Source organism: Microbacterium ureisolvens (genome assembly GCF_015278315.1).
GTDB lineage: Bacteria > Actinomycetota > Actinomycetes > Actinomycetales > Microbacteriaceae > Microbacterium > Microbacterium ureisolvens.
Map to the genome: position 1 here is coordinate 527,097 of NZ_JADIJE010000001.1, position 18,468 is coordinate 545,564.

The 18,468-nt window shown below is 68.0% G+C and carries 21 protein-coding genes; 7 read left to right on the top strand and 14 right to left on the bottom strand.

Annotated elements, in window-relative coordinates; all coding sequences use genetic code 11:
• Positions 1 to 5 precede the first annotated feature (5 nt).
• Complete coding sequence (locus IM767_RS02180; protein WP_109209758.1) at positions 6 to 869, bottom strand: NAD(P)-dependent oxidoreductase; 864 nt, start codon at positions 867 to 869, stop codon at positions 6 to 8.
• A 122-nt stretch (positions 870 to 991) separates the two neighbouring features.
• Between IM767_RS02180 and yczR the strand changes: the two genes are divergently transcribed.
• A complete protein-coding gene (yczR, locus tag IM767_RS02185; RefSeq protein WP_239453242.1) occupies positions 992 to 2,491 on the top strand; it encodes a MocR-like transcription factor YczR in 1,500 nt (499 codons plus the stop codon).
• Here yczR and IM767_RS02190 read toward each other — a convergent pair.
• The 5 genes from IM767_RS02190 to IM767_RS02210 all read right to left on the bottom strand — a co-directional run bounded on the left by IM767_RS02190 (position 2,469) and on the right by IM767_RS02210 (position 6,716).
• Positions 2,469 to 3,179 carry a lysophospholipid acyltransferase family protein gene (locus tag IM767_RS02190; protein ID WP_239453243.1) on the bottom strand — a complete coding sequence of 237 codons (711 nt, stop codon included), beginning with the start codon at positions 3,177 to 3,179 and terminating at the stop codon, positions 2,469 to 2,471. The genes yczR and IM767_RS02190 overlap by 23 nt on opposite strands.
• 44 nt (positions 3,180 to 3,223) lie before the next feature.
• Positions 3,224 to 3,601 (bottom strand): DUF4440 domain-containing protein, encoded by a 378-nt coding sequence (locus IM767_RS02195; RefSeq protein WP_162564246.1) that lies wholly within the window; start codon positions 3,599 to 3,601, stop codon positions 3,224 to 3,226.
• Between the two features lie 155 nt (positions 3,602 to 3,756).
• Entirely contained in the window at positions 3,757 to 4,650 is an 894-nt protein-coding gene (locus tag IM767_RS02200; RefSeq protein ID WP_109209761.1) for an ABC transporter permease, read from the bottom strand.
• On the bottom strand, positions 4,637 to 5,629 hold the full coding sequence (locus IM767_RS02205) for an ABC transporter ATP-binding protein (RefSeq protein WP_422613756.1): 993 nt from the start codon (positions 5,627 to 5,629) through the stop codon (positions 4,637 to 4,639). Before IM767_RS02205 ends, IM767_RS02200 begins: the two co-directional genes overlap by 14 nt.
• Positions 5,586 to 6,716, bottom strand: coding sequence for a LolA family protein (locus IM767_RS02210; RefSeq protein WP_109209762.1), 1,131 nt, complete (start codon positions 6,714 to 6,716; stop codon positions 5,586 to 5,588). The genes IM767_RS02205 and IM767_RS02210 overlap by 44 nt, the downstream gene beginning before the upstream one ends.
• A gap of 159 nt (positions 6,717 to 6,875) precedes the next feature.
• Between IM767_RS02210 and IM767_RS02215 the strand changes: the two genes are divergently transcribed.
• The 4 genes from IM767_RS02215 (at position 6,876) to IM767_RS02230 (ending at position 9,744) form a co-directional block, all read left to right on the top strand.
• The gene (locus IM767_RS02215; RefSeq protein WP_109209763.1) at positions 6,876 to 7,448 is read left to right on the top strand and encodes a YdeI/OmpD-associated family protein; all 573 of its coding nucleotides are present in this window, start codon (positions 6,876 to 6,878) and stop codon (positions 7,446 to 7,448) included.
• A gap of 220 nt (positions 7,449 to 7,668) precedes the next feature.
• Positions 7,669 to 7,839 (top strand): single stranded DNA-binding domain-containing protein, encoded by a 171-nt coding sequence (locus IM767_RS02220; RefSeq protein WP_194398784.1) that lies wholly within the window; start codon positions 7,669 to 7,671, stop codon positions 7,837 to 7,839.
• 184 nt (positions 7,840 to 8,023) lie between these two features.
• Positions 8,024 to 8,212, top strand: coding sequence for a hypothetical protein (locus tag IM767_RS02225; protein WP_109209764.1), 189 nt, complete (start codon positions 8,024 to 8,026; stop codon positions 8,210 to 8,212).
• A gap of 68 nt (positions 8,213 to 8,280) precedes the next feature.
• A complete protein-coding gene (locus IM767_RS02230) occupies positions 8,281 to 9,744 on the top strand; it encodes a glutamate-cysteine ligase family protein (RefSeq protein WP_109209806.1) in 1,464 nt (487 codons plus the stop codon).
• A gap of 35 nt (positions 9,745 to 9,779) precedes the next feature.
• Here the strand turns inward: IM767_RS02230 and ppk2 are convergent, their stop codons facing one another.
• The 3 genes from ppk2 to IM767_RS21115 form a co-directional block, all read right to left on the bottom strand.
• The gene (ppk2, locus tag IM767_RS02235) at positions 9,780 to 10,622 is read right to left on the bottom strand and encodes a polyphosphate kinase 2 (RefSeq protein WP_109209765.1); all 843 of its coding nucleotides are present in this window, start codon (positions 10,620 to 10,622) and stop codon (positions 9,780 to 9,782) included.
• Positions 10,623 to 10,723: 101 nt separating this feature from the next.
• A complete protein-coding gene (locus IM767_RS02240; protein ID WP_109209766.1) occupies positions 10,724 to 10,894 on the bottom strand; it encodes a CsbD family protein in 171 nt (56 codons plus the stop codon).
• A gap of 313 nt (positions 10,895 to 11,207) precedes the next feature.
• The gene (locus IM767_RS21115; RefSeq protein WP_339327379.1) at positions 11,208 to 12,659 is read right to left on the bottom strand and encodes a glycosyltransferase; all 1,452 of its coding nucleotides are present in this window, start codon (positions 12,657 to 12,659) and stop codon (positions 11,208 to 11,210) included.
• Here IM767_RS21115 and IM767_RS21120 point away from each other — a divergent pair.
• Complete coding sequence (locus tag IM767_RS21120; protein WP_239453244.1) at positions 12,631 to 12,936, top strand: AIM24 family protein; 306 nt, start codon at positions 12,631 to 12,633, stop codon at positions 12,934 to 12,936. The genes IM767_RS21115 and IM767_RS21120 overlap by 29 nt on opposite strands.
• 190 nt (positions 12,937 to 13,126) lie before the next feature.
• Here the strand turns inward: IM767_RS21120 and IM767_RS02255 are convergent, their stop codons facing one another.
• From IM767_RS02255 to IM767_RS02270, 4 genes are all read right to left on the bottom strand, one after another.
• Positions 13,127 to 13,366, bottom strand: coding sequence for a uracil-DNA glycosylase family protein (locus IM767_RS02255; protein ID WP_109209768.1), 240 nt, complete (start codon positions 13,364 to 13,366; stop codon positions 13,127 to 13,129).
• The gene (locus IM767_RS02260) at positions 13,363 to 13,626 is read right to left on the bottom strand and encodes a ribbon-helix-helix protein, CopG family (RefSeq protein ID WP_109209769.1); all 264 of its coding nucleotides are present in this window, start codon (positions 13,624 to 13,626) and stop codon (positions 13,363 to 13,365) included. Before IM767_RS02260 ends, IM767_RS02255 begins: the two co-directional genes overlap by 4 nt.
• A 129-nt stretch (positions 13,627 to 13,755) precedes the next feature.
• Complete coding sequence (locus tag IM767_RS02265; protein WP_109209770.1) at positions 13,756 to 14,364, bottom strand: recombinase family protein; 609 nt, start codon at positions 14,362 to 14,364, stop codon at positions 13,756 to 13,758.
• A 112-nt stretch (positions 14,365 to 14,476) separates the two neighbouring features.
• The gene (locus tag IM767_RS02270; RefSeq protein WP_109209807.1) at positions 14,477 to 15,493 is read right to left on the bottom strand and encodes a helix-turn-helix transcriptional regulator; all 1,017 of its coding nucleotides are present in this window, start codon (positions 15,491 to 15,493) and stop codon (positions 14,477 to 14,479) included.
• Between the two features lie 63 nt (positions 15,494 to 15,556).
• Here IM767_RS02270 and IM767_RS02275 point away from each other — a divergent pair, with 63 nt between their 5' ends.
• Positions 15,557 to 16,693 (top strand): epoxide hydrolase family protein, encoded by a 1,137-nt coding sequence (locus IM767_RS02275; protein WP_109209771.1) that lies wholly within the window; start codon positions 15,557 to 15,559, stop codon positions 16,691 to 16,693.
• Between the two features lie 282 nt (positions 16,694 to 16,975).
• On the opposite strand, the gene IM767_RS02280 is transcribed toward IM767_RS02275, so the two are convergent.
• On the bottom strand, positions 16,976 to 18,454 hold the full coding sequence (locus IM767_RS02280) for an NAD-dependent epimerase/dehydratase family protein (protein ID WP_109209772.1): 1,479 nt from the start codon (positions 18,452 to 18,454) through the stop codon (positions 16,976 to 16,978).
• Positions 18,455 to 18,468 lie beyond the last annotated feature (14 nt).

Genomic DNA, 18,468 nt, shown 5'->3' on the forward strand with positions numbered 1-18,468 from the left:
CCCGCCTACTCGCGGGTCATCGCCGACGTTCGGCCACGGTACGCGGCGATCACGGCAGCCATGTCGTCGCCGGCGTGACCCAGCGCCAGCGCCTCGGCGTACAGCTCGGCGCTTGCTTCCATGAGCGTCGCCGCGGTGCGGCGCTGTCGAGCGGATGCCACGACCAGGCGCGCGTTCTTCAGCACGTCGGGGATCGCCGCCTGGGGAGTGAAGTCACCAGAGACGAGCGCGTCCGCTTTCGCACGCGACACGAAGGAGGCCATCGGCCCCGCATCGAGAACCTGCTGGAGCACACGGATGTCGAGGCCATGCGTCTCGGCGAAGTGGAAGCTCTCGGCGAGTCCCGTCACGAGAGTGATGAGGAAGGTGTTGACGGCGAGCTTCATCTCCATCGCCTGCGGCGGTGTTCCGCACCGGACCACGGTGGCGCACACCGGCGCGAGCAGCGGTTCGATCCTGTCGAGCACCGCTCCGTCGCCGGCGAGCATCCCGATGAGCTTCCCCTCCAGCGCAGGCTGCCGAGAACCGGAGACCGGCGCCTCGACGAACCAGCCACCCGCGGCTGCGATGCGCTGGGCGAGGGCCTTGGAGTAGGCCGGTGAAACGGTGCTCATCTGCACGAGCGTCGTGCCACCGACATCCGCCGTGCCGAGGATCTCGTCGATCGCGCGTTCGTCGGCGACCATCACGAACACCGTCTCGCACGCCGCGAACACCTCGGCCGCTGAACCGGCGACGACCGCGCCCGCCGAAGCGAGCGGAGCCGCGGCAGCGGGCGTGCGGTTCCAGACCAGCAGCGGATGCTCCGTCAGCAGCCGGGACGCGATCGCGGATCCCATGAGTCCGAGCCCGACGAACCCGATGGTCATTCCGGTCTCCTCATCGCGATCACCGGCATCCGCCTCGCCTTCCGTCGTGCACTTCCTGCCAATGTCCCAGCGAACACCCGAGCGGGTGTTGCCCGCGCGGTCCACTTCCGCATGCTGGACTCATGGCAACCGGAACCCGCATGTCGGCGCGTGCGCTGCTGTCGATGACCGGCGACCTCGGAGCGGAGGCTGTCGCCTACACCGAACTCGCCGGCCGGATCCGGACCCTCATCTCCGACGGGCGCATCCCGGTGGACACGCGACTGCCCTCCGAGCGTGAACTCGCCTCCCTGGCCCGTCGCAGCAGGACGACGATCGTCGCCACCTACCAGGCACTGCGCGATTCCGGGCACCTCGTCAGCCGGCAGGGGTCGGGCAGTCGCGCCACGCTTCCGCACCTCGCCGACGTCTCCAAACGTCCGCCGCGGGCGGTGAACTTCGCCGGATCGATCCCGCCACCCGTGGACGGGCTGCGAGAGCTCATCGCTGAGACCACCGCCGACCTCCCCGACATCACCACCTTCCCGGGCTTCGACCTCGTCGGCCACGACGCGCTCCGTCATGCCCTGGCCGAGCGGTACACGCAGCGTGGGCTTCCGACGTCCCGCGATCAGATCATCGTCACCACCGGTGGGCAGCACGCGATCGCCCTGACGGCGCACACCCTGGTGTCACGGGGCGACGTCGCGCTGGTCGAGTCCCCCACGTATCCGCACGCGTACGAAGCGCTCCAGCGGGCGGGCGCCCGCCTGGTCGCCTCCCCCGTCACCACCGACGGGTGGGACGTCGAGCATCTGCTCGCGACCATCCGCCGGACCCGCCCGGTCGTCGCCTACCTGATCCCCGACTTCCACAACCCCACCGGCGCCTCCATGGCGCCTGAGGACCGCGCCCGGCTGGTGCACACGGCCCGGGCGGCGGGGACGACGCTCGTCATCGACGAAGCCACCGTCGACCTCAACATCGACCGGCCCTGGGATGACGGCCCCTTCGCCCGCCACGCCACCCGCGACGCATGGCCGGACGGCTCGGGCGTGATCACTCTCGGGTCGCTCTCCAAGAGCATCTGGAGTGGACTGCGGATCGGGTGGATCCGCGCCGACGAGGCCGTGGTCCGCCGCCTCGTGCAGGCACGCCCCGCCGGGGATCTCGGCACGCCGCCCATCGAGCAGCTCATCGGCGAGCGTGTCATCCGCCGTTTCGACGAGCTGATCCTCGGCCGGCAGCGGCTGCTGCACCAGCACCGCGCGGTGCTCAGCGAAGCCCTCACTCGCCGGCTGCCGCAGTGGACCACCCCGTGGCCGGACGGCGGCCTGTCGATGTGGGTGCGACTCGACCGCCCCGGCAGCTCCGCCCTCACCTCGATCTGCCGCGCCCGCGGCATGTCGCTCATCGCCGGGCCGAAGTTCTCGATCGACGGCTCCCTCGAACGACATCTCCGCATTCCGTTCACCTCGCCCGTCGAAGAGCTGGACGCAGGTGTCGCGCTCCTCGCCGAAGCCTGGGACCAGCGGTCCGCCGGGACTCCCGCCGCGATCGGGCGTGAGGCTGCCTCGGTGTTTCAGGAGGCGCCGTCGGCGGAGATCGCGCCGCAGCGGCTCAGTCGCGCGACGTCGCGTTGACGCTGCCGGAGCGCTCCTGTCGGCTCAGGCGGGCGATCGCGGCCATCATGCGCTCGGTGATCTCGCGTCGCGCCTTGCCGTCCGGCACGCCTTCGAGGTCGGCGAGGTCGAGCGGTTCGCCGAAGTGCACCTCGACGCGCGGCCTCCCCGGCAGCAGGTGGCTGAGCGGCTTGACGATTCGGGTCCCGATGAGCCCGACGGGCACGACCGCGGCGCGGGTTTCGCGCGCCATCCACGCCGCGCCACCATGACCCTCGTGAAGCTTGCCGTCGCGCGACCGGCTCCCTTCGGGGAACACGGCGAACACGCTCCCGGCTCGCAGGATGCTGCTGCCCGCGTCGAGCGCGGCGCGTGCGTCGCGACCGGTGGCGCGATACACGGGCACACCGCCGATCGACGTGAAGAACCAGCGCTTGAAGCGGCCGGGCATGCCGGACCCCGTGAAGTACGCCGACTTGATGAGGAACTGCACGGGGCGGGTCGCGGATGTCGGGATGATGACGGTGTCGAGCGCCGCGAGGTGGTTGCTCGCCAGCAGCACCGGCCCGCGCTCAGGCACGTTTCCTCGGCCGACGATGCGCGGGCGGTACAGGAGCCAGAACAGCGGCCGCAGGACCGCCCGGCCCACGAAGTAGATGGCACCCGGCTGCGGGGCTGGGCGTGGGCTCGGTGGGGCGGACGCTGTCACCTCGCCACTGTAGCTGTCGTCGCTTTCGATCCCGATCCGACGGCTCAGCGCGCATCCGAAAGCGGGCCGGCGTGACCTGCGAGACATTCCCATCCTGCGGAGGTGCGCACCCAGGTCTGCGTGACCGGCATCCGGTTCCGCGTGCGGCCGTCAGACGTCGTCACGTCATCCACGACGGTGCAGGAGACGACCGCGGTCCCGTCGACGACGACGACGTCCAGATCCTCCAGACCTTGCTGATGCCACCGCACCGCCCCGCCGGTGTTCGCCTCGATGTAGGCATCCCTGTCGAAGTGGTCACCGCGATGCGAGGTCCAATGGAAGTCGCGGTGCAGTAGCCGCGTGAGCGCAGCCGCGTCGCCGCGTGCGAGCGCCGCCGCACGGGCGTGGACGGCGATCAGCACTTCCTCTTGCTCGCTCACACCAAGAGTGTGCCGCGATGTTCCTAGCGATCGCGAGCGCCGAGCACGAATGCGGTCACCCGTGTGCGAGAAGGGACGTGCTCGAGGCTGCCGCTGAGCACCTGCGCAACCGATCGGTGCCGACGTGAGGTCGATCGTGGGCGCCGGCGCGCCGGCTACGTCAGCACATCGCGGGTCGTGAACCGCCAGATGGCGAGCGCTCCTGCGACGACGATCCAGATCGCCTGCAGGAGGGCGTTATCGAGGAACGAATCCCACGAGATCGGCGAGCGCAAGAGGTCTCCGAAGTCCAACCAGCGATCGGTGAACAGGTACGGGTGAAGCGCCGACAGCTGCGGGATCTGACCGACGATCTGCGCCGCGACAGCGAGGAACGCAGTGGCCGCCATGGCACCGACCGGCACCGTCGTGAGCGTCGAGAGCAGCACGCCGATCGCTGCGAGCCCCAGCATCGACACCGACACGTAGGCGACGACGGCAAGACACCGAGCCAGTCCCTCGGCGAGGCTCACCTGTGTTCCGCTCAGCAGGGTCAGCGGGCCGGCGCCGAAGAGGATCGCACCGACGAGCACGCCCATTGCGACCACAGCGAAGGTCGCCATCACGCAGAAGACACCGGCGACGACGTACTTGACGGCCAGGAGCGCTACGCGCCCCGACGGTGCGACCAGGAGGTATCGAAGGGTGCCGAGACTCGCCTCGCCGGCGATCGAGTCGCCCGCGACGACACTGACAGAGAGGGGAAGGAAGAGCGGGATCGCGATCGTCAGCGCGGCGAGGCCGACGAAGACGCCGTTGTCGGTGATCTGATCGAGGAACGCGGGCCCGCGGCCGGCACGGGCGCCGCCCGCGATCCGCACCGCGACGCCGAGGAGCACTGGGATGAGGACCAGGGCCCCGAACATCATCCAGGTGCGGAGGCGGCGGAAATGCGTCGCCAGTTCACTTCCGAGAAGGCCCGGGATGCCGCTCCCGCGCCCGGCGGCGCCCGGGGCCGAGGCCGACGGCAGGGCGTCGGTCGGGCGAGAGGCGGCATCACGCGACGACATCGAAGCCCTGCCCCGTCAGCTCGACGAATCTGTCCTCGAGGCTGGTCCGCTCGACCGTCACCCCGCGCACTCGAACGTCGGCGCGCACGAGCGCCGCCACGATGTCTTCCGGCTCGGGCCCGTGCGAGCTGAGCGTTCCCACGAGCGTGAAGGGTGCGGCATCCGTCGTCTGAATCCCCGCGCTCTCCAGCACTTCTCTCGCCCGCGCGACATCAGGAGTCTGCAGCCGGAGGCGGCCCGTGCCGTCACCCCGGCGCAGCTCGTCGAGCGTTCCCGATGCGACGAGCCGCCCGGCACTCATGATCCCGACGTGTGTGCACACCTGCTCGACCTCGGCGAGCAGGTGGCTCGAGACGAACACGGTCGCTCCCTCGCCGGCGAGGGAGCGGATGAGTCCGCGCACCTCGCGGGTCCCCTGCGGGTCCAGCCCGTTCGTCGGCTCGTCCAGCACGAGCAGCTCGCGGGGAGTGAGCAGTGCGTTGGCGATGCCGAGGCGCTGCTTCATGCCCAGCGAATACGCGTGCACTCTCTTGTCGGCCGCGGTGGTGAGCCCGACGCGCTCGAGTGCATCGTCGACGCGTCGCCGGCGAGTGGAAGTTGCCGTGTGCCGGCCCGCCGCGTCGAATCGGTGCAGGTTCTGCCTGCCGGTGAGGAACGGTGCGAACGCCGGCCCCTCGACGAGTGCGCCCACCCTCGGCAGAACGGTGTGAAGCGCGTCTGGCACGGGTCGCCCGAGGACGCGAGCCTCCCCCATCGTCGGGCGAACCAGGCCGAGAAGCATCCGGATCGTCGTGGTCTTGCCCGACCCGTTCGGCCCGAGGAACCCGAAGACCGCGCCGTGCGGCACGTCGAGCGCGACGTCATCCACGGCCGTCTGCACGCCGAACCGCTTGGTCAGACCGGAGGTCTGGATGGCGAGGTCGGTCACTGCGGGCTCAGTCGCCGGCCGCAACCCGTGCGAGGTGATCGGCGCTGACAGCACCCGCGAAGACGCGTCCGTCGTCCGCGAAGTACACCGTCACCAGCGCCGTCTCGAGAACGCGTCCACCCGCTGCCGGCTGCGTCAGGCTCTCGAGCGTCGCCGCATCAGGGCCGCCGTCATCCCATGCGTGCGTGGCGGTCTGGGGCAGCTCGACCACGGCCGTCCAGCCTTCGCCATGCACGACCGGATGCACGGCATCCGTCCCGGTCCCGCTCTGGCCGGCGTCGGGCCTTGCCGCGTGCTCACGGTCCGGCGCGGAGACCGTCTCGTCCTCGACGGCGTAACCCGACGCGGGAGTGTACGTGAGCGTCGCCGGGTCGGGAGTGGAGAACGAGATGTCCGTGAACGAGAGGTCGAACGCGGGTTGGTCGGCACCGCGCGCGGTGACGGATGCCGCGACCGCAGCGCCCGTCTCGCCGTCGATCGCGAACCGCACCTCCCCGACGAGACTGGCGGTGTCGTTCGGGACGAGCACCAGTTCGTACACGTCGCGTCCGGCGACGCGCCCGTCGGTGCCCACCGAGATCTCGGTGGACTCGCCGAGAGTCGCGAGAGCTTCGTCGAGCATCTGCTGCGGGGTCGTCACCGTCGCGTCAGGCCGATGCTCCGCGGAGCCGATGTCACCGTCCACTGTGTAGTGCGTCGCACTCTTGGTCTCGGAGTCGACGAACCAGCCCTCCCCGGCCGCCCGATCGACATACACGTCGCGCTCGGCGAGGCGATCGAGCACCTGCAGTCGCGCCCTGTCGCCATCGAGGTACACGTTGGCCGTGTGCGAACCGGTCAGCAGGTCGATGGCGTCGGAGATTCCCGCGCGTGAATCGTCGCCACCGGAGCCGCCGGTGAAGCTCGAGAGGTCAGGAAGGCCCAGATCAGACGTCTGCTCGATCGTTCCCGTCATCGCGGTGACCTCACTCGCGGCGGCGAACTCGAGTAGCTCGGCGGGGGTCTTGTCGGGAAGATCCACTCGGGCATCGGCAGCGGACGGGATGACCACGGCCGCGGCGACGGCCGCGACCAGGACGAATGCGCCGGTGATCGAGAGCCAACGGGCAGGTGACCGGCGCCGATGCCGCCTCTCCATGGGGAAAATGCTACGCCTGGGCGCAGACGCGCGGGCTGGGAGATGGGTAGGAGAATGCGGGCGGTTGGCCGCGGGCCGCGGGCGGTGGTGCGTCGGGCGGACCTGCATCATGTGCCATGTTCGCGGGACGCTGTCGGTGCCAGGGACTACCGTTCGAGAATGGTCGCCGTCTCTGCCAAGCCCGAGTTGCGCGTCGACACGATCGAGGAATGGGAGCGCTGGCTGGAGTCCGATCCCGGTCCCGAGGGAGTGAGGCTGCGCGTCCGCAAGGCGTCGTCGAGCCGGCCGGGCATCACCTACGCCGAGGCGTTGGATGTCGCGCTGTGCTTCGGCTGGATCGACGGGCAGAAGCAGTCGTTGGACGCGGACTACTTTCTGCAGGTGTTCACCCCGCGCCGACCGCGTGGACTGTGGTCGAAGGTGAACATCGAGCACACCGCCCGTCTGATCGAGGAGGGCCGCATGCGGCCCGCCGGCCAGCTCGAGATCGACCGCGCCAAGGCAGACGGACGGTGGGACGCCGCATATCGTCAGCGCGACGGGGAGATCCCCGCCGAGCTCAAGGCGGCACTCGACGCAGAGCCGGCGATCGCGGCCGCATTCTCAGCACTGTCGGCGCAGAATCGCTTCGCGATGGCGTTCCGCGTGAGCAGCCTGAAGCGGCCAGAGTCGCGCGCCGCCCGGGTCGCCCAATACGTCGCCATGCTCGAGCGCGGCGAGACGATTCACTGAGTCGTCGCGGCGGCGGAGCGCCGCCGATGCGGCACCATGTGGCTCACCGCGGTCGACGGCCGGATCGACCGGTTGCACCGTCCTTGAGGAACCGACGGGGTCGGGTCTTGTCGAAGCCGACCGCGTCCCGGCGGCACGACGCACCCAGCCGGTGCGTACGAGAGGAAATCCACCTCGCGGGGGAGGCTCGCCGCCGTGTGAGACCCGTACCATCCGGAGCATGAGCGATCGCGTTTTCAAGCCAGGCGACGACGTCTTCACAACCAACGCGCGAGGCACGGTCATCGATGTGCGGGCCACACCGTCAGGCAAGTGGATCTTCGGGGTCGAAGACGCGACCGGAGAGGTGAGCTACTTCACCAAGGGCGCCCTCCGGCTCGCCGACGGATGACGCCCGACAGGCGACTTGCCGACCGACCGGCTTCGAGGAAGATGCCGGACAGATGGTGCACGACGTTTCCGTAGGCCGCGGGAGGGGCAGCGACTACAAGGGTCGGACAGGCAAGTCAACCCGCTGACGGTGGATCGCGGTAACGGGTCAGAGTCATCCTCGAGAGAACGTAGAGGAGGACGCGATGTCCACCAATCAACCGATCGACCCCGATACCGGCCAGCCGGTCGAGCCGACCATCGAAGAGGAGAGGGCACCTCGGAACGGCGACGCATCGCGTGACGGTGATGCCACCCTGGACCGTAGCGACGACGACCTCATCATGGATGAAGTGTTGATCGAAGACGACCCCGGGTCATCGTCGGATCGTTAGGTCACCACATTCTGGGCGGAGAGTCTTCCGGCATTCCGGCCCCCCGAAGCGTGGTCTATCGTGCCGTCATGGGAGAAGACGTCCCGGCCCGCGAGTTCACACGCGCCGATCGAACCCGCCATCGCGAGAAGGTCCGGCGCAACCTCGATGTGTTCGCGCGGATGCTGCGCGAGGCCCACTTCGACACGGATGATCCCCTGACGGGCCTGGAAGTGGAGCTCAACCTCATCGACGAGCTGGGCGACCCGGCACTGCGCAACAGCGAAGCGCTGCAGGCGATCGCCGATCCGGCGTTCCAGACCGAGCTGGGGCAGTTCAATATCGAGATCAACGTGCCGCCTGCGCGCTTGCGGGACGGTGGGCTCTCGACGTTCGAGGAGAGCCTGCGGGAGAGCCTGAACAAGGCGGAGGAACGCGCATCGACCGTCGGCGCCCACCAGGTGATGATCGGCATACTGCCCACCCTCACCGAGAAGCACCTGAGCCCGAGCACGCTCAGCTCCAATCCGCGGTATCGACTGCTCAATGAGCAGATCCTCGATGCGCGCGGCGAAGACATCGTCATCTCGATCGCCGGGCGCGATCGGTTGAAGACGACCGCCGACTCGATCGTGCCCGAGGCGGCGTGCACGAGCACCCAGTTCCACGTGCAGACGTCGCCCGCGATGTTTGCGGCGTACTGGAACGCTTCGCAGGCGATTGCGGGTGTGCAGCTGGCGGTGTCGGCGAACTCGCCGTATCTGCTGGGGCGCCGGCTGTGGCGCGAGACGCGCATCCCGCTGTTCGAGCAGGCGACGGACACGCGCAGTGAGGAGCTGAAGGCCCAGGGCGTGCGTCCGCGGGTGTGGTTCGGCGAGCGGTGGATCACGTCCGTGTTCGACCTGTTCGAGGAGAACGTCCGATTCTTTCCGGCGTTGCTGCCGATCGTCGAGGATGAAGACCCGTTGCAGGTGTTCGAGTCGGGAGGCACACCCCAGCTCCACGAGCTCCGTCTTCACAACGGCACGATCTACCGCTGGAACCGGCCCGTGTACGACATCTTTCAGGGCGTGCCTCATCTGCGGGTGGAGAATCGGTTGCTCGCGGCCGGTCCGACCGTCGCAGACATGCTGGCGAACGCTGCGTTCTACTTCGGGCTGGTGCGCTCGCTGGCTGAGAGCGCTCGTCCGCTGTGGTCTCAGATGTCGTTCGCGACCGCCGAAGAGAACTTCCATGCCGCCGCGCGTCACGGCATCGACGCCCAGATCTACTGGCCTGGCGTCGGGCAAGTGCCCGCGACCGAGGTGATCCTGCGGAAACTGCTGCCGCTCGCCCATGCGGGTCTCGAGGCATGGGGTGTCGGGACGGCGGAACGCGACCGTCTGCTGGGCATCATCGAGCAACGGTGCCTGACCGGCGTCACCGGAGCCGAGTGGTTCGTCAGCCGGATGGAACGCCGCTCGCGCATGGAACGCTACGACGCCCTCAGAGCCACCCTGCTGGAATACCAGGCGGCGATGCACTCGAACGAGCCGGTGCACACCTGGGACTGACCCGGGTCATCGGGAAGTCGAGTGAGTCACCCGCTTCACGGGCTCCCGCCTGATTTCTTGCGGAGTTGCGCGGCGATGTCGGGAACGTACCGGAATTGCTCGATGGGTGGTCGCTCGTAGTCGTCTGCGTTGGGGCGTTCGGGAATATCGATCTTCGGCCGATCAAGATGGTGGTACGGGACGCTTTCGAGCAGATGGTTGATCACGTTCAAGCGCGCGCTGCGCTTGTCGTCGCTCTCAACGACCCACCACGGTGAACCTGCTGTGTCGGTGGCGGCGAACATGGCGTCCTTCGCACGGGAGTAGTCCTCCCATCGGCGAATCGACTCCAGGTCCGTCGGCGACAGCTTCCACAGTTTCATCGGATCTTCACGCCGCGCGAGAAAGCGCGCCTGCTGCTCGTCATCCGACACGGAGAACCAGTACTTGATGAGGATGATGCCGTCCTCGATGAGCTGTTGCTCCAGCACCGGCGCCTGCCGCAGGAACCGCTGGTACTGCTCATCCGTGCAGTACCCCATGACCCGCTCCACTCCGGCTCGGTTGTACCAGGATCGGTCCATCAGGACGATCTCACCTTTGCTGGGCAGATGCTCGATGTACCGCTGGAAGTACCACTGACCGCGCTCGCGCTTGGACGGCTTGGGAAGCGCGACCACGCGGGTATGCCGAGGATTCAGGTACGCGGTGACCCGTTTGATCGCTCCCCCTTTACCGGCTGCGTCACGGCCCTCGAAGATCACCAGGACACGCGCGCCTGATTTCGCGACCCATCGCTGCATCTCGACCAACTCGATCTGGAGACGCTTCAGCTCGGCCTTGTACGCCCGCTCGGGCACCCTCCGCACCGACGTCTTCGCATTGCTCTTCTTCGTCATAGCTCCCCCGTGCCCACCGGCGCCGATATCGTGCTGGCCCGATTCAAAGGCTGAAATGCAGAAGCGTCTCCCAACCGGGAGACGCTTCTGCCGTGTCAGGCCTACTTGAACGCGTCCTTGACGTTTTCGCCGGCCTGCTTCAGGTTCGCCTCGGTGCGGTCGGCGTGCCCCTCCGCTTGAAGGCGCTCGTTGTCGGTGGCGTCACCGACAGCTTCCTTCGCCCTGCCGGTCGCCTCCTGAGCGGCGTTCTTGATCTTGTCGTCAAGTCCCATCGCGGTTCCTTCCGTCACAGATCCGGGCTTCTCCCGGGCGCTTCAACGCTAAGGACCCTCGCGCGCTTCGGCGAGGGCTTGCGCTACGCGCCGAGATGCGGCAGTGGGTCAGTTGTCGGCGGCGGGGATGGTGAGCACTGCCACGCCTGCTTGCTGGGCTTGGTAGCGAATCACGGCGCCGGCGTCCGGCGCGCTTCAGGACGTCGGGCGGCCCCCGTCACCCCCCACCACCGTTTCGTGCTGGCGTCACCCGCAGCAGCAAGCGGTGACTGAGGTAGACGTGCCGCGCGGTGCTGAGAGGACGAGCATGCTTTCAATCGATCAGGCCGGCCAGGGTATGGACGGCCTCGGCGGTTGAGGGCAGGTCCGCGATCGCTGCTGCGACGCGACGAGCGGAATCGACGTATGTCGGATCTGTCAGCAGGCGGGGCACCTCTGCTGCGGCGAGCTGCACAGAGGCCGGCCCCCGCTCGACGGTGATTCCGGCACCCACCGCCGCGACGTGGTCGCCGTTGACCACCTGGTCGGACGTGAACAGCGGAACGACCACCTGAGGGACTCCCGCGCCCAGCGCGCCCATGGTAGTTCCGAACCCGCCGTGCCCGAGCATCGCCGCGGCCTGTCGGAGCACGGCATCCTGCGGCCACCACTGCTTGACATGGGCGTTGGACGGCAGGGGTCCCAGCTCGTCGGGGTCAACTTTCCGCCCGACCGTCATCAGCACACGCGCGTCGACGTCAGCCAAGGCATCGAGCGCCTGCCGGAAGACGCCGGCGAACGAGGGCAGTGAACCGGTGACTGAGCCGAAGGTGACGTAGATCAACGGGGCCGCCGGATCGCCCCAGTCCGGAAGGCGGGGAGCGTTGGAGGCAGACGCAGGCACGTGGAACCGCAGGAAATGCGCGCTTTCGGGCGGGGCCGGCTCACCACCGTGGTCGAGCATCTCGGGCACCACGCTGAGCACAGTCTCGGAGGCCAGCGCAAAGCTTACTCGGCCCTCGGCCAGCCCGGCCAGGCGCCCGAGTTCCTCCAGCGGATCGGTGATCGCCGCTGCGAATCGCGTCAGGATCTCGTGCATGCCGATGCTGACGTGCACGTGCGGAACTCCGGCCCGCTCGGCAGCGGCGAGAGAGGCGAGCTCAGCGCTCTCGCGGAGCACGAGGTCAGGATGCCAACGCTCGACTGTCTCCAGGAGCGAGGGCAGTGCGGCCTGCGCATCGATCCTGCCGAACACCTCACGCACGACGAGGTCGTCGGCCTCCTCGAACGCCAAGGTCGGCAGCCTGCCCATGACAGCGCCTATCAGCTCACGCGGCCCGTCGGCGAACGGTTCGTGTGTGAAGCCCGCCTTGACCACCGCTCTTGCGTACGAGGCGGGCGCAGCCACGCGGACCTCGTGTCCCGCGTCGGCCAGGGCTCGCGCGAACGGCGAGAGCGGTCCGAAATGGCCGTCGTTAGCCGTTGTCGCACACAACACGCGCACATGCGTAGGCTCCCACCGGACTGCCCCCCTCGACAAGACCGGTTCCCGCCCGTTGAACGACCTCGCCCACTGAGCGATGACCAGCTGGCGTACTCGGGCTGCTGTTCTCCCGGGCGCGGGACGACGACGTCCAGCGGCTTCTGATCGCCCACCGCCACATTCCCGGTCGTCGGGATCCGCAAACGCGGATCGCCAGCGAGCGGTGCCTGCACGCGCATCCGGCCGACCCGCTGGGTTAGCGCACAGGGTAGTCGTGTTCCAGAAGCTCACCAGCAACGGCACCGCCTGGGTGCAGCTGGCCGGCGAGATCGTCGAGTACGAACTGCTGCCGGGTCAGTCGCTGCTGATCCACCCCGGGCATCTCGCGCTGTTCCGCGCGAGTATGCAGCTGGAGTTCGCGAGCATCAAGGGCATCAAGAACAAGCTGTTCGGCGACTCGATGTTACTCGCTCATCTGCACGGTCCCGGGCACGTCTGGCTGCAGTCGATGACACCCGCCAAGCTGGCGGCCGCGATCGAGCCCTACCTGCCCGACAAGTCGTCGTCGAACAACAGCTGACTCGGCGCGGCCGCGGGCCGCAGCATCCGTCCCGTCCTTCTCAGGAGTTCGCGATCGGTTATCGACCGAGTACCTCACTCGACCGGCGGTGGGATCGATTGACCCGGATCGCGGCCTTCGGTTGGGTGCCGACGTTGGAGGGACCGTGGCGTTCGCGTTGCGACCGGCGCGACGTGCGATGGGCGATGAATCAGGGCAGAAGGTCGAGCATTTGTGGTCGCGCCTTCATCGCGTGGATGACGAGCTCGTTGCCGCTGTCGAAGACGAGGACGACGGTCTCGAGCAGGCGTCCTTGCGTGTCGAAGCCGAGTCGTAGCTGGCGGGCGGGTGACTCGTCGTCAAGGTGTTCGACCCAGAGAGGCCAGGATGCTGCTTGCCGGATGTCGTCAGGCGCGACTCCGTGCTTGAGTGCGGCGTCGTGGATGTTCACGCCGCGTACGCGGCGATCGCCTCGCGGATCAGCTCCGACCGTGACTTGTGTTCTCGGGCGGCACGGGCGTCGAGTGCGGCGAGCTCATCGGTGGTCAGGCGCAGTGCCACCACTTGCGCGGGCTCCGCGCCACGCCCCGGGCGTCCGCGTCCGCGACGCTTCAGGGCGTCGACGTCGTAGCCGGCCTCGGCTTCGGCCGCCCATGCCGTGATCTGCTGTTCGGTGACCGGCACACCGTTGATAGTCTCACCGCCTGTCATAGTCGAATCGTAATACGAAAATGTGATTCCGGCTAGGCCGCCCAGGGTGGGGATCGCCAGTCGTATGGGTGCCGCGGTCGCTTGCCGTCGCGCGTGGGGCAGCGGCGGGTGGCCGCGGAACGATGGGTATTAGATGATGTGTGCTTCGCAGGTGGCGAGAAGCGCCAGACGGCGGCGCCGCAGCTCTCGGTACACCGTCGCGCGGGAGACGCTGAACAACTCGGCGATCTCCGTCGGGGTGTATTCGCCGCGGTCCTGCACATCGAACAGTAGCTTCCGTTGGGTGGTCGACAACTTGGGCTGCTTGCCCTCCAGGTGACCTTTCGCGTGGGCGACCGCCATCCCTTCTTTCGTGCGCATGCTGATCAGGTCACGTTCGAACTCGGCGACCATCGGGAGCACGTTGGACGACAATCGCCCGACCGGATCGGACGGGTCGTATCTGCTGCCTCCGAGATCCAGGGCGACGCCTTTGGCCGTCAGCTCATCGGCGATATCGCGTGCGTCCCGCACGGATCGGGCGAGCCGATCGAGTTTGGTCACCACGAGGGTGTCACCTTCGCGGACCGCGGCGAGCGCCTGCCGCAACCCAGGCCCTGCACGGTTCGTGCCGGTCAATCCATGATCGACGTAGATGTTCGAATCGAGCACCCCGCGTCGGAGGAGCGCGTCACGCTGCGCCGTGAGGTCCTGATCGGCGGTGGAGACTCTGGCATAGCCAATCTGTGTTGCATTCATGCGCCGAGCGTGCCATCGGCACCACGGGGGCGCACCCGAGGCGGACCAGCATACGGGCATTGCACGGTAGTCGTCGGCTGCGTGCGGGCGTGAGCGCGTGCGAAGGGCATCCTCAATCGTGCATTGCACGCGGGCGGGGCGTCACGGGCGGGCGACATCGGCCGCACTGTCTGCTGCCCCATGCACCTGCCGCACGTCGATACCGCTCTGCGAGCCTCTCGAACGCTGCCGCCACCTCGTCCCCCTCGATGACCTCGAGGTCGACGTCGAGTTGCATCAACCAGTGCGCGAGCCGGTGGGGGTCGTCTGAGCCGAGTTCGACGCGGCACGTGGTGTCGTCGATCGCCTCGATGTCGAGCGGGATGGGGCTTTTGGCGGCGACCGCGGCCGCGGGTGCGTGTACGAGCACTCGGGCGCGATATGTCCGTCCCGCCCGCATGAGGCTTCGGACGACGTATTGGACGACATCGTCCTCGGGGATGATGCGCGGCCGGAACCGGGATCCCGTCGGTGAGCGGCGTGTCAGGCGGTCGACGCGGAAGATTCGCCAGTCGTCACGGTCCAGGTCCCACGCCAGGAGGTACCACAGCGGCCCCCAACTCACGAGCCGCTGCGGTTCGACGTGGCGCGCCTCCTCGGTGCCGCCGGGCTTCGTGTAGCCGAACCGGAGTCGTTCGTGACCACGGATCGCGGCGGCGATCGCGCCGAGTGCTTCGAGGTCGACGAGTGGTTCCGCGCTGGAGACGACGCTCGTCGCTTCCCGAATAGCGTCGACGCGTGAGCGCAGGCGCGCGGGGAGCACCTGCTCCAGCTTGGCAAGCGCGGTAAGGGCGGTCTCCTCGACGCCGAGACTCGCGGTCGCCATCGCACCAAGTCCCACCGCGACGGCGACGGCTTCGTCGTCGTCGAGAAGCAGCGGGGGCATCGCGGTGCCGGCGGCGAGCCGGTATCCTCCGGCGACGCCAGGGCGTGCGTCGACCGGGTAGCCGAGTGATCGCAGCTTTCCGATGTCGGCGCGCACCGTCCGCGCGCTCACAGCGAGGCGCCTGGCAAGTTCGACACTCGTCCAGTCGCGCTTGAGCTGCAGCAGCGACAGCAGCTGGAGCAAGCGCGCCGACGTCTCCAACATGACCCCGATCATTCCAGGAATCGCGGAAGCTTGTCTGCCGCATTCACCTGAATCGTGGATGCCATGAACAAGCGCACCGATCTCACTCCCTTCCGCATCCACATCCCGCAGGCCGACCTCGACGACCTGAACAACCGGCTGGCACACACGCGCTGGCCCCACCCCGTTCCGGGCCGCGGCGACCGCGACGACTTCAGCCGCGGCATCCCCCTGACATACCTGCAGGAACTCGCAGCGCACTGGCATGCCGGGTTCGACTGGCGCGCACAGGAGGAGCAGCTGAACCAGTACGAGCAGTACACGACCCTCGTCGACGGGCAGACATTCCACGTCGTCCATGAACGCTCAGCGAACCCGGATGCTGTCCCGTTGCTGCTCATCCACGGCTGGCCCGGTTCGTTCGCCGAGTACCAGCGGCTGATCCCGCTGCTCACCGACGAGTTCCACGTCGTCATACCGTCGCCGCCCGGCTTCGCGTTCTCCACCCCGCTGTCGGCACCCGGGTGGGAGCTGGCGCGCACGACCGAGGCCTACGCCGACATCATGACCCGCCTCGGGTACGAACGGTTCGCCGCCCATGCCACCGACCTCGGGTCGGGAATCATGTGGCGCCTCGCCGCGCTTCACCCGGATCGGGTCATCGGCGCGCACTTCGGTACCGAGCAGCGACTGCTCGGGCTCATCGGCGTGCTTTTCCCGGTCCCAGAAGGACTCACCCCCGGGGAGCAGGCGCAGCTCGATGCGATGCGTGCCGACGCGGCATCCGAGCGCGGCTACCTAGAGATGCAGAACCACAAGCCCGACACGATCGGCCCCGCACTCACCGACTCGCCGGTCGGCCAGCTGGCATGGATTGTCGAGAAGTTCCACACCAGGCACGGGCTCGGTACGCCCGACGAATCGGTCGACCGCGACCAACTCCTGACGAACGTCAGCCTCTACTGGTACACCCGCAGCGGCGAGTCCAGCGCGCAGTTCTACTACGAAGCTGCGCACTCCGAGGTCGGAATCGTCATGCCCACAGAGGTCCCGTCCGGCTGGGCGGTGTTCGACGCCGACCCGCTCGTGAGGCGCGCGATGGACCCCGCAGGATACATCGGCCACTGGAGCGAGTTCGCCGAGGGCGGCCACTTCCCCGCCATGGAGGCGCCCGAACTGCTCGCGAACGACATCCACGCCTTCTTCGGCAGCGTCCAGTGACTGCTGACCCCGGGCTCCGCGCCGAGCCCGGGGTTTCACTACAGTCCGCATGCCTTCGGCTTACCGGTCATGGGGCTTGGCGAATCGCTCATCGAGTGTGTGTTCTCGATCCCCAACCCGGGCGGCGAGGTCGATCCCCAAGCGGCCACCGCACGCAAGCCGGGCGTCAGCGGGCAATCGCAGTCAGTGGCGCTTCCACAGAACCCTCGGGGTGCAGCCGGAGTTTCATTACTCTTTGCCCGGTCTGGTTTCTGATCGGGCGGAGTCGAGGTGTGGCGCGACTTACTGGGCGATGAAGTCGCGGGCCTCGGCGCGTAGGAGCTGGCCGTTGATTTCAGGTGAGACGACTTGGCGGAGGAACAGGTTGCCCTGTGCTTGACGCTCGTATGTCGATGGGTCGCAGGTGCAGTCGGGGCACCAGTGGCCGCCGGTCAGAATGAGGCGGGGGCTGCCCGCGAAGACGTGGCCGAGGGCGCATCTCCAAACGAGGGGTGTCGTCACGTCGCCTGTCGTCGGCTGGCTGAGCAGGTCGCCCCCGCGGAAAGCGGCGGCTTCGAGGTAGTCAAGGGTCGACCATTCTGAGCGCGGCTTTGATTCGTCGTAGCCGTGATCGAGGAACGTGGGGGTGCGTGAGGGCGTGGGCGGCGTGAAGGTGTCCCAGCCGCCGATGGCCTCGAAGGCTTGCCGAGAGCCGTAGTACGCGGCGACTACATCGGTGTCGCGTGCACGAACCGCGGCCATCGTTCCGCGCGGCTTACGGGTCAGCGGGCGCATGACGACGTTCTTCACGATCCACGGCGGGACCTTTCCGGCCGATCGGACCGAGACAGGCGCCGCCGCGATCGCGCGGGCGAGCGATTCTGTGAAGGAGTCCTGCCGGTACGGGACAAGCTCCTGAAGGTCGTCGCTGTCGGTGTACCACTGCCCATGGAAGTTCTGCAGCGCGAACCAGTTCCGGTCGTACCAGCGGCGGATGTCGGGGACGCCCATCGCTGCCCCCATGGTGGTCTGCAGCTGCCAGTTCGTCAGTCGCCAGTCCTCTCCTCTGCCGACGTTGTAGATCCCGCCCCAGAACTCGTCTGGCACCTCGGGAGAGGACACTCCGACGAGCAGCCGGGCGGAGTCCTCCGCCGACACCCATTCCATGACGCCGTTGAACGGCGAGTGGGTCATGATCGGGTCTCGGATCTCGAGCATGCCGGCATGGAAGATGCCGGTCTGCCGGAGCCACGCCCACTTCGGCAGGCCGGAGTCGATGAGCAGCCGCTCGGCGATGACCTTGGTCTGCCCGTACTCGTCGAACTGCGACACCCGCAGGGGGTCGCCCACACGTCCCCAGTGCACCGGCTTCTGGCGGTCTCCGGTCTCTGCGACGGATCCGATGCCCACGACGGCGACCGCACCCGGGTCCGGCTGCGCTCGTACGGCCCGGATGATGTTCTGCATGGAGCCGATATTCACCCGGCGGGCGAGCGCGGGGTTCTCGTCGGCGTGCGGCGAAACGACGGCACCGACGTGCAGCACGACATCGACGCCTGTGATTGCGGCGAGGACATCGTCGTACCGGGTAAGGTCGCCCCACGCGATCTGCAGGTTCGTCATGTCGCGGAACTCGTCGAGCACATCTCGGTCAGCGGAGGTCGGCATGGCGAAGGCGCGCACGACGAGCTCGGGGCGCTGGCGAAAGGCACGCAGAGTCGCGCGTCCCCAGTTGCCGGTGGCGCCGGTGAGCAGGACTGTGCGGCGGGAATCAGTGGTCATCGGATGTCGCTCCT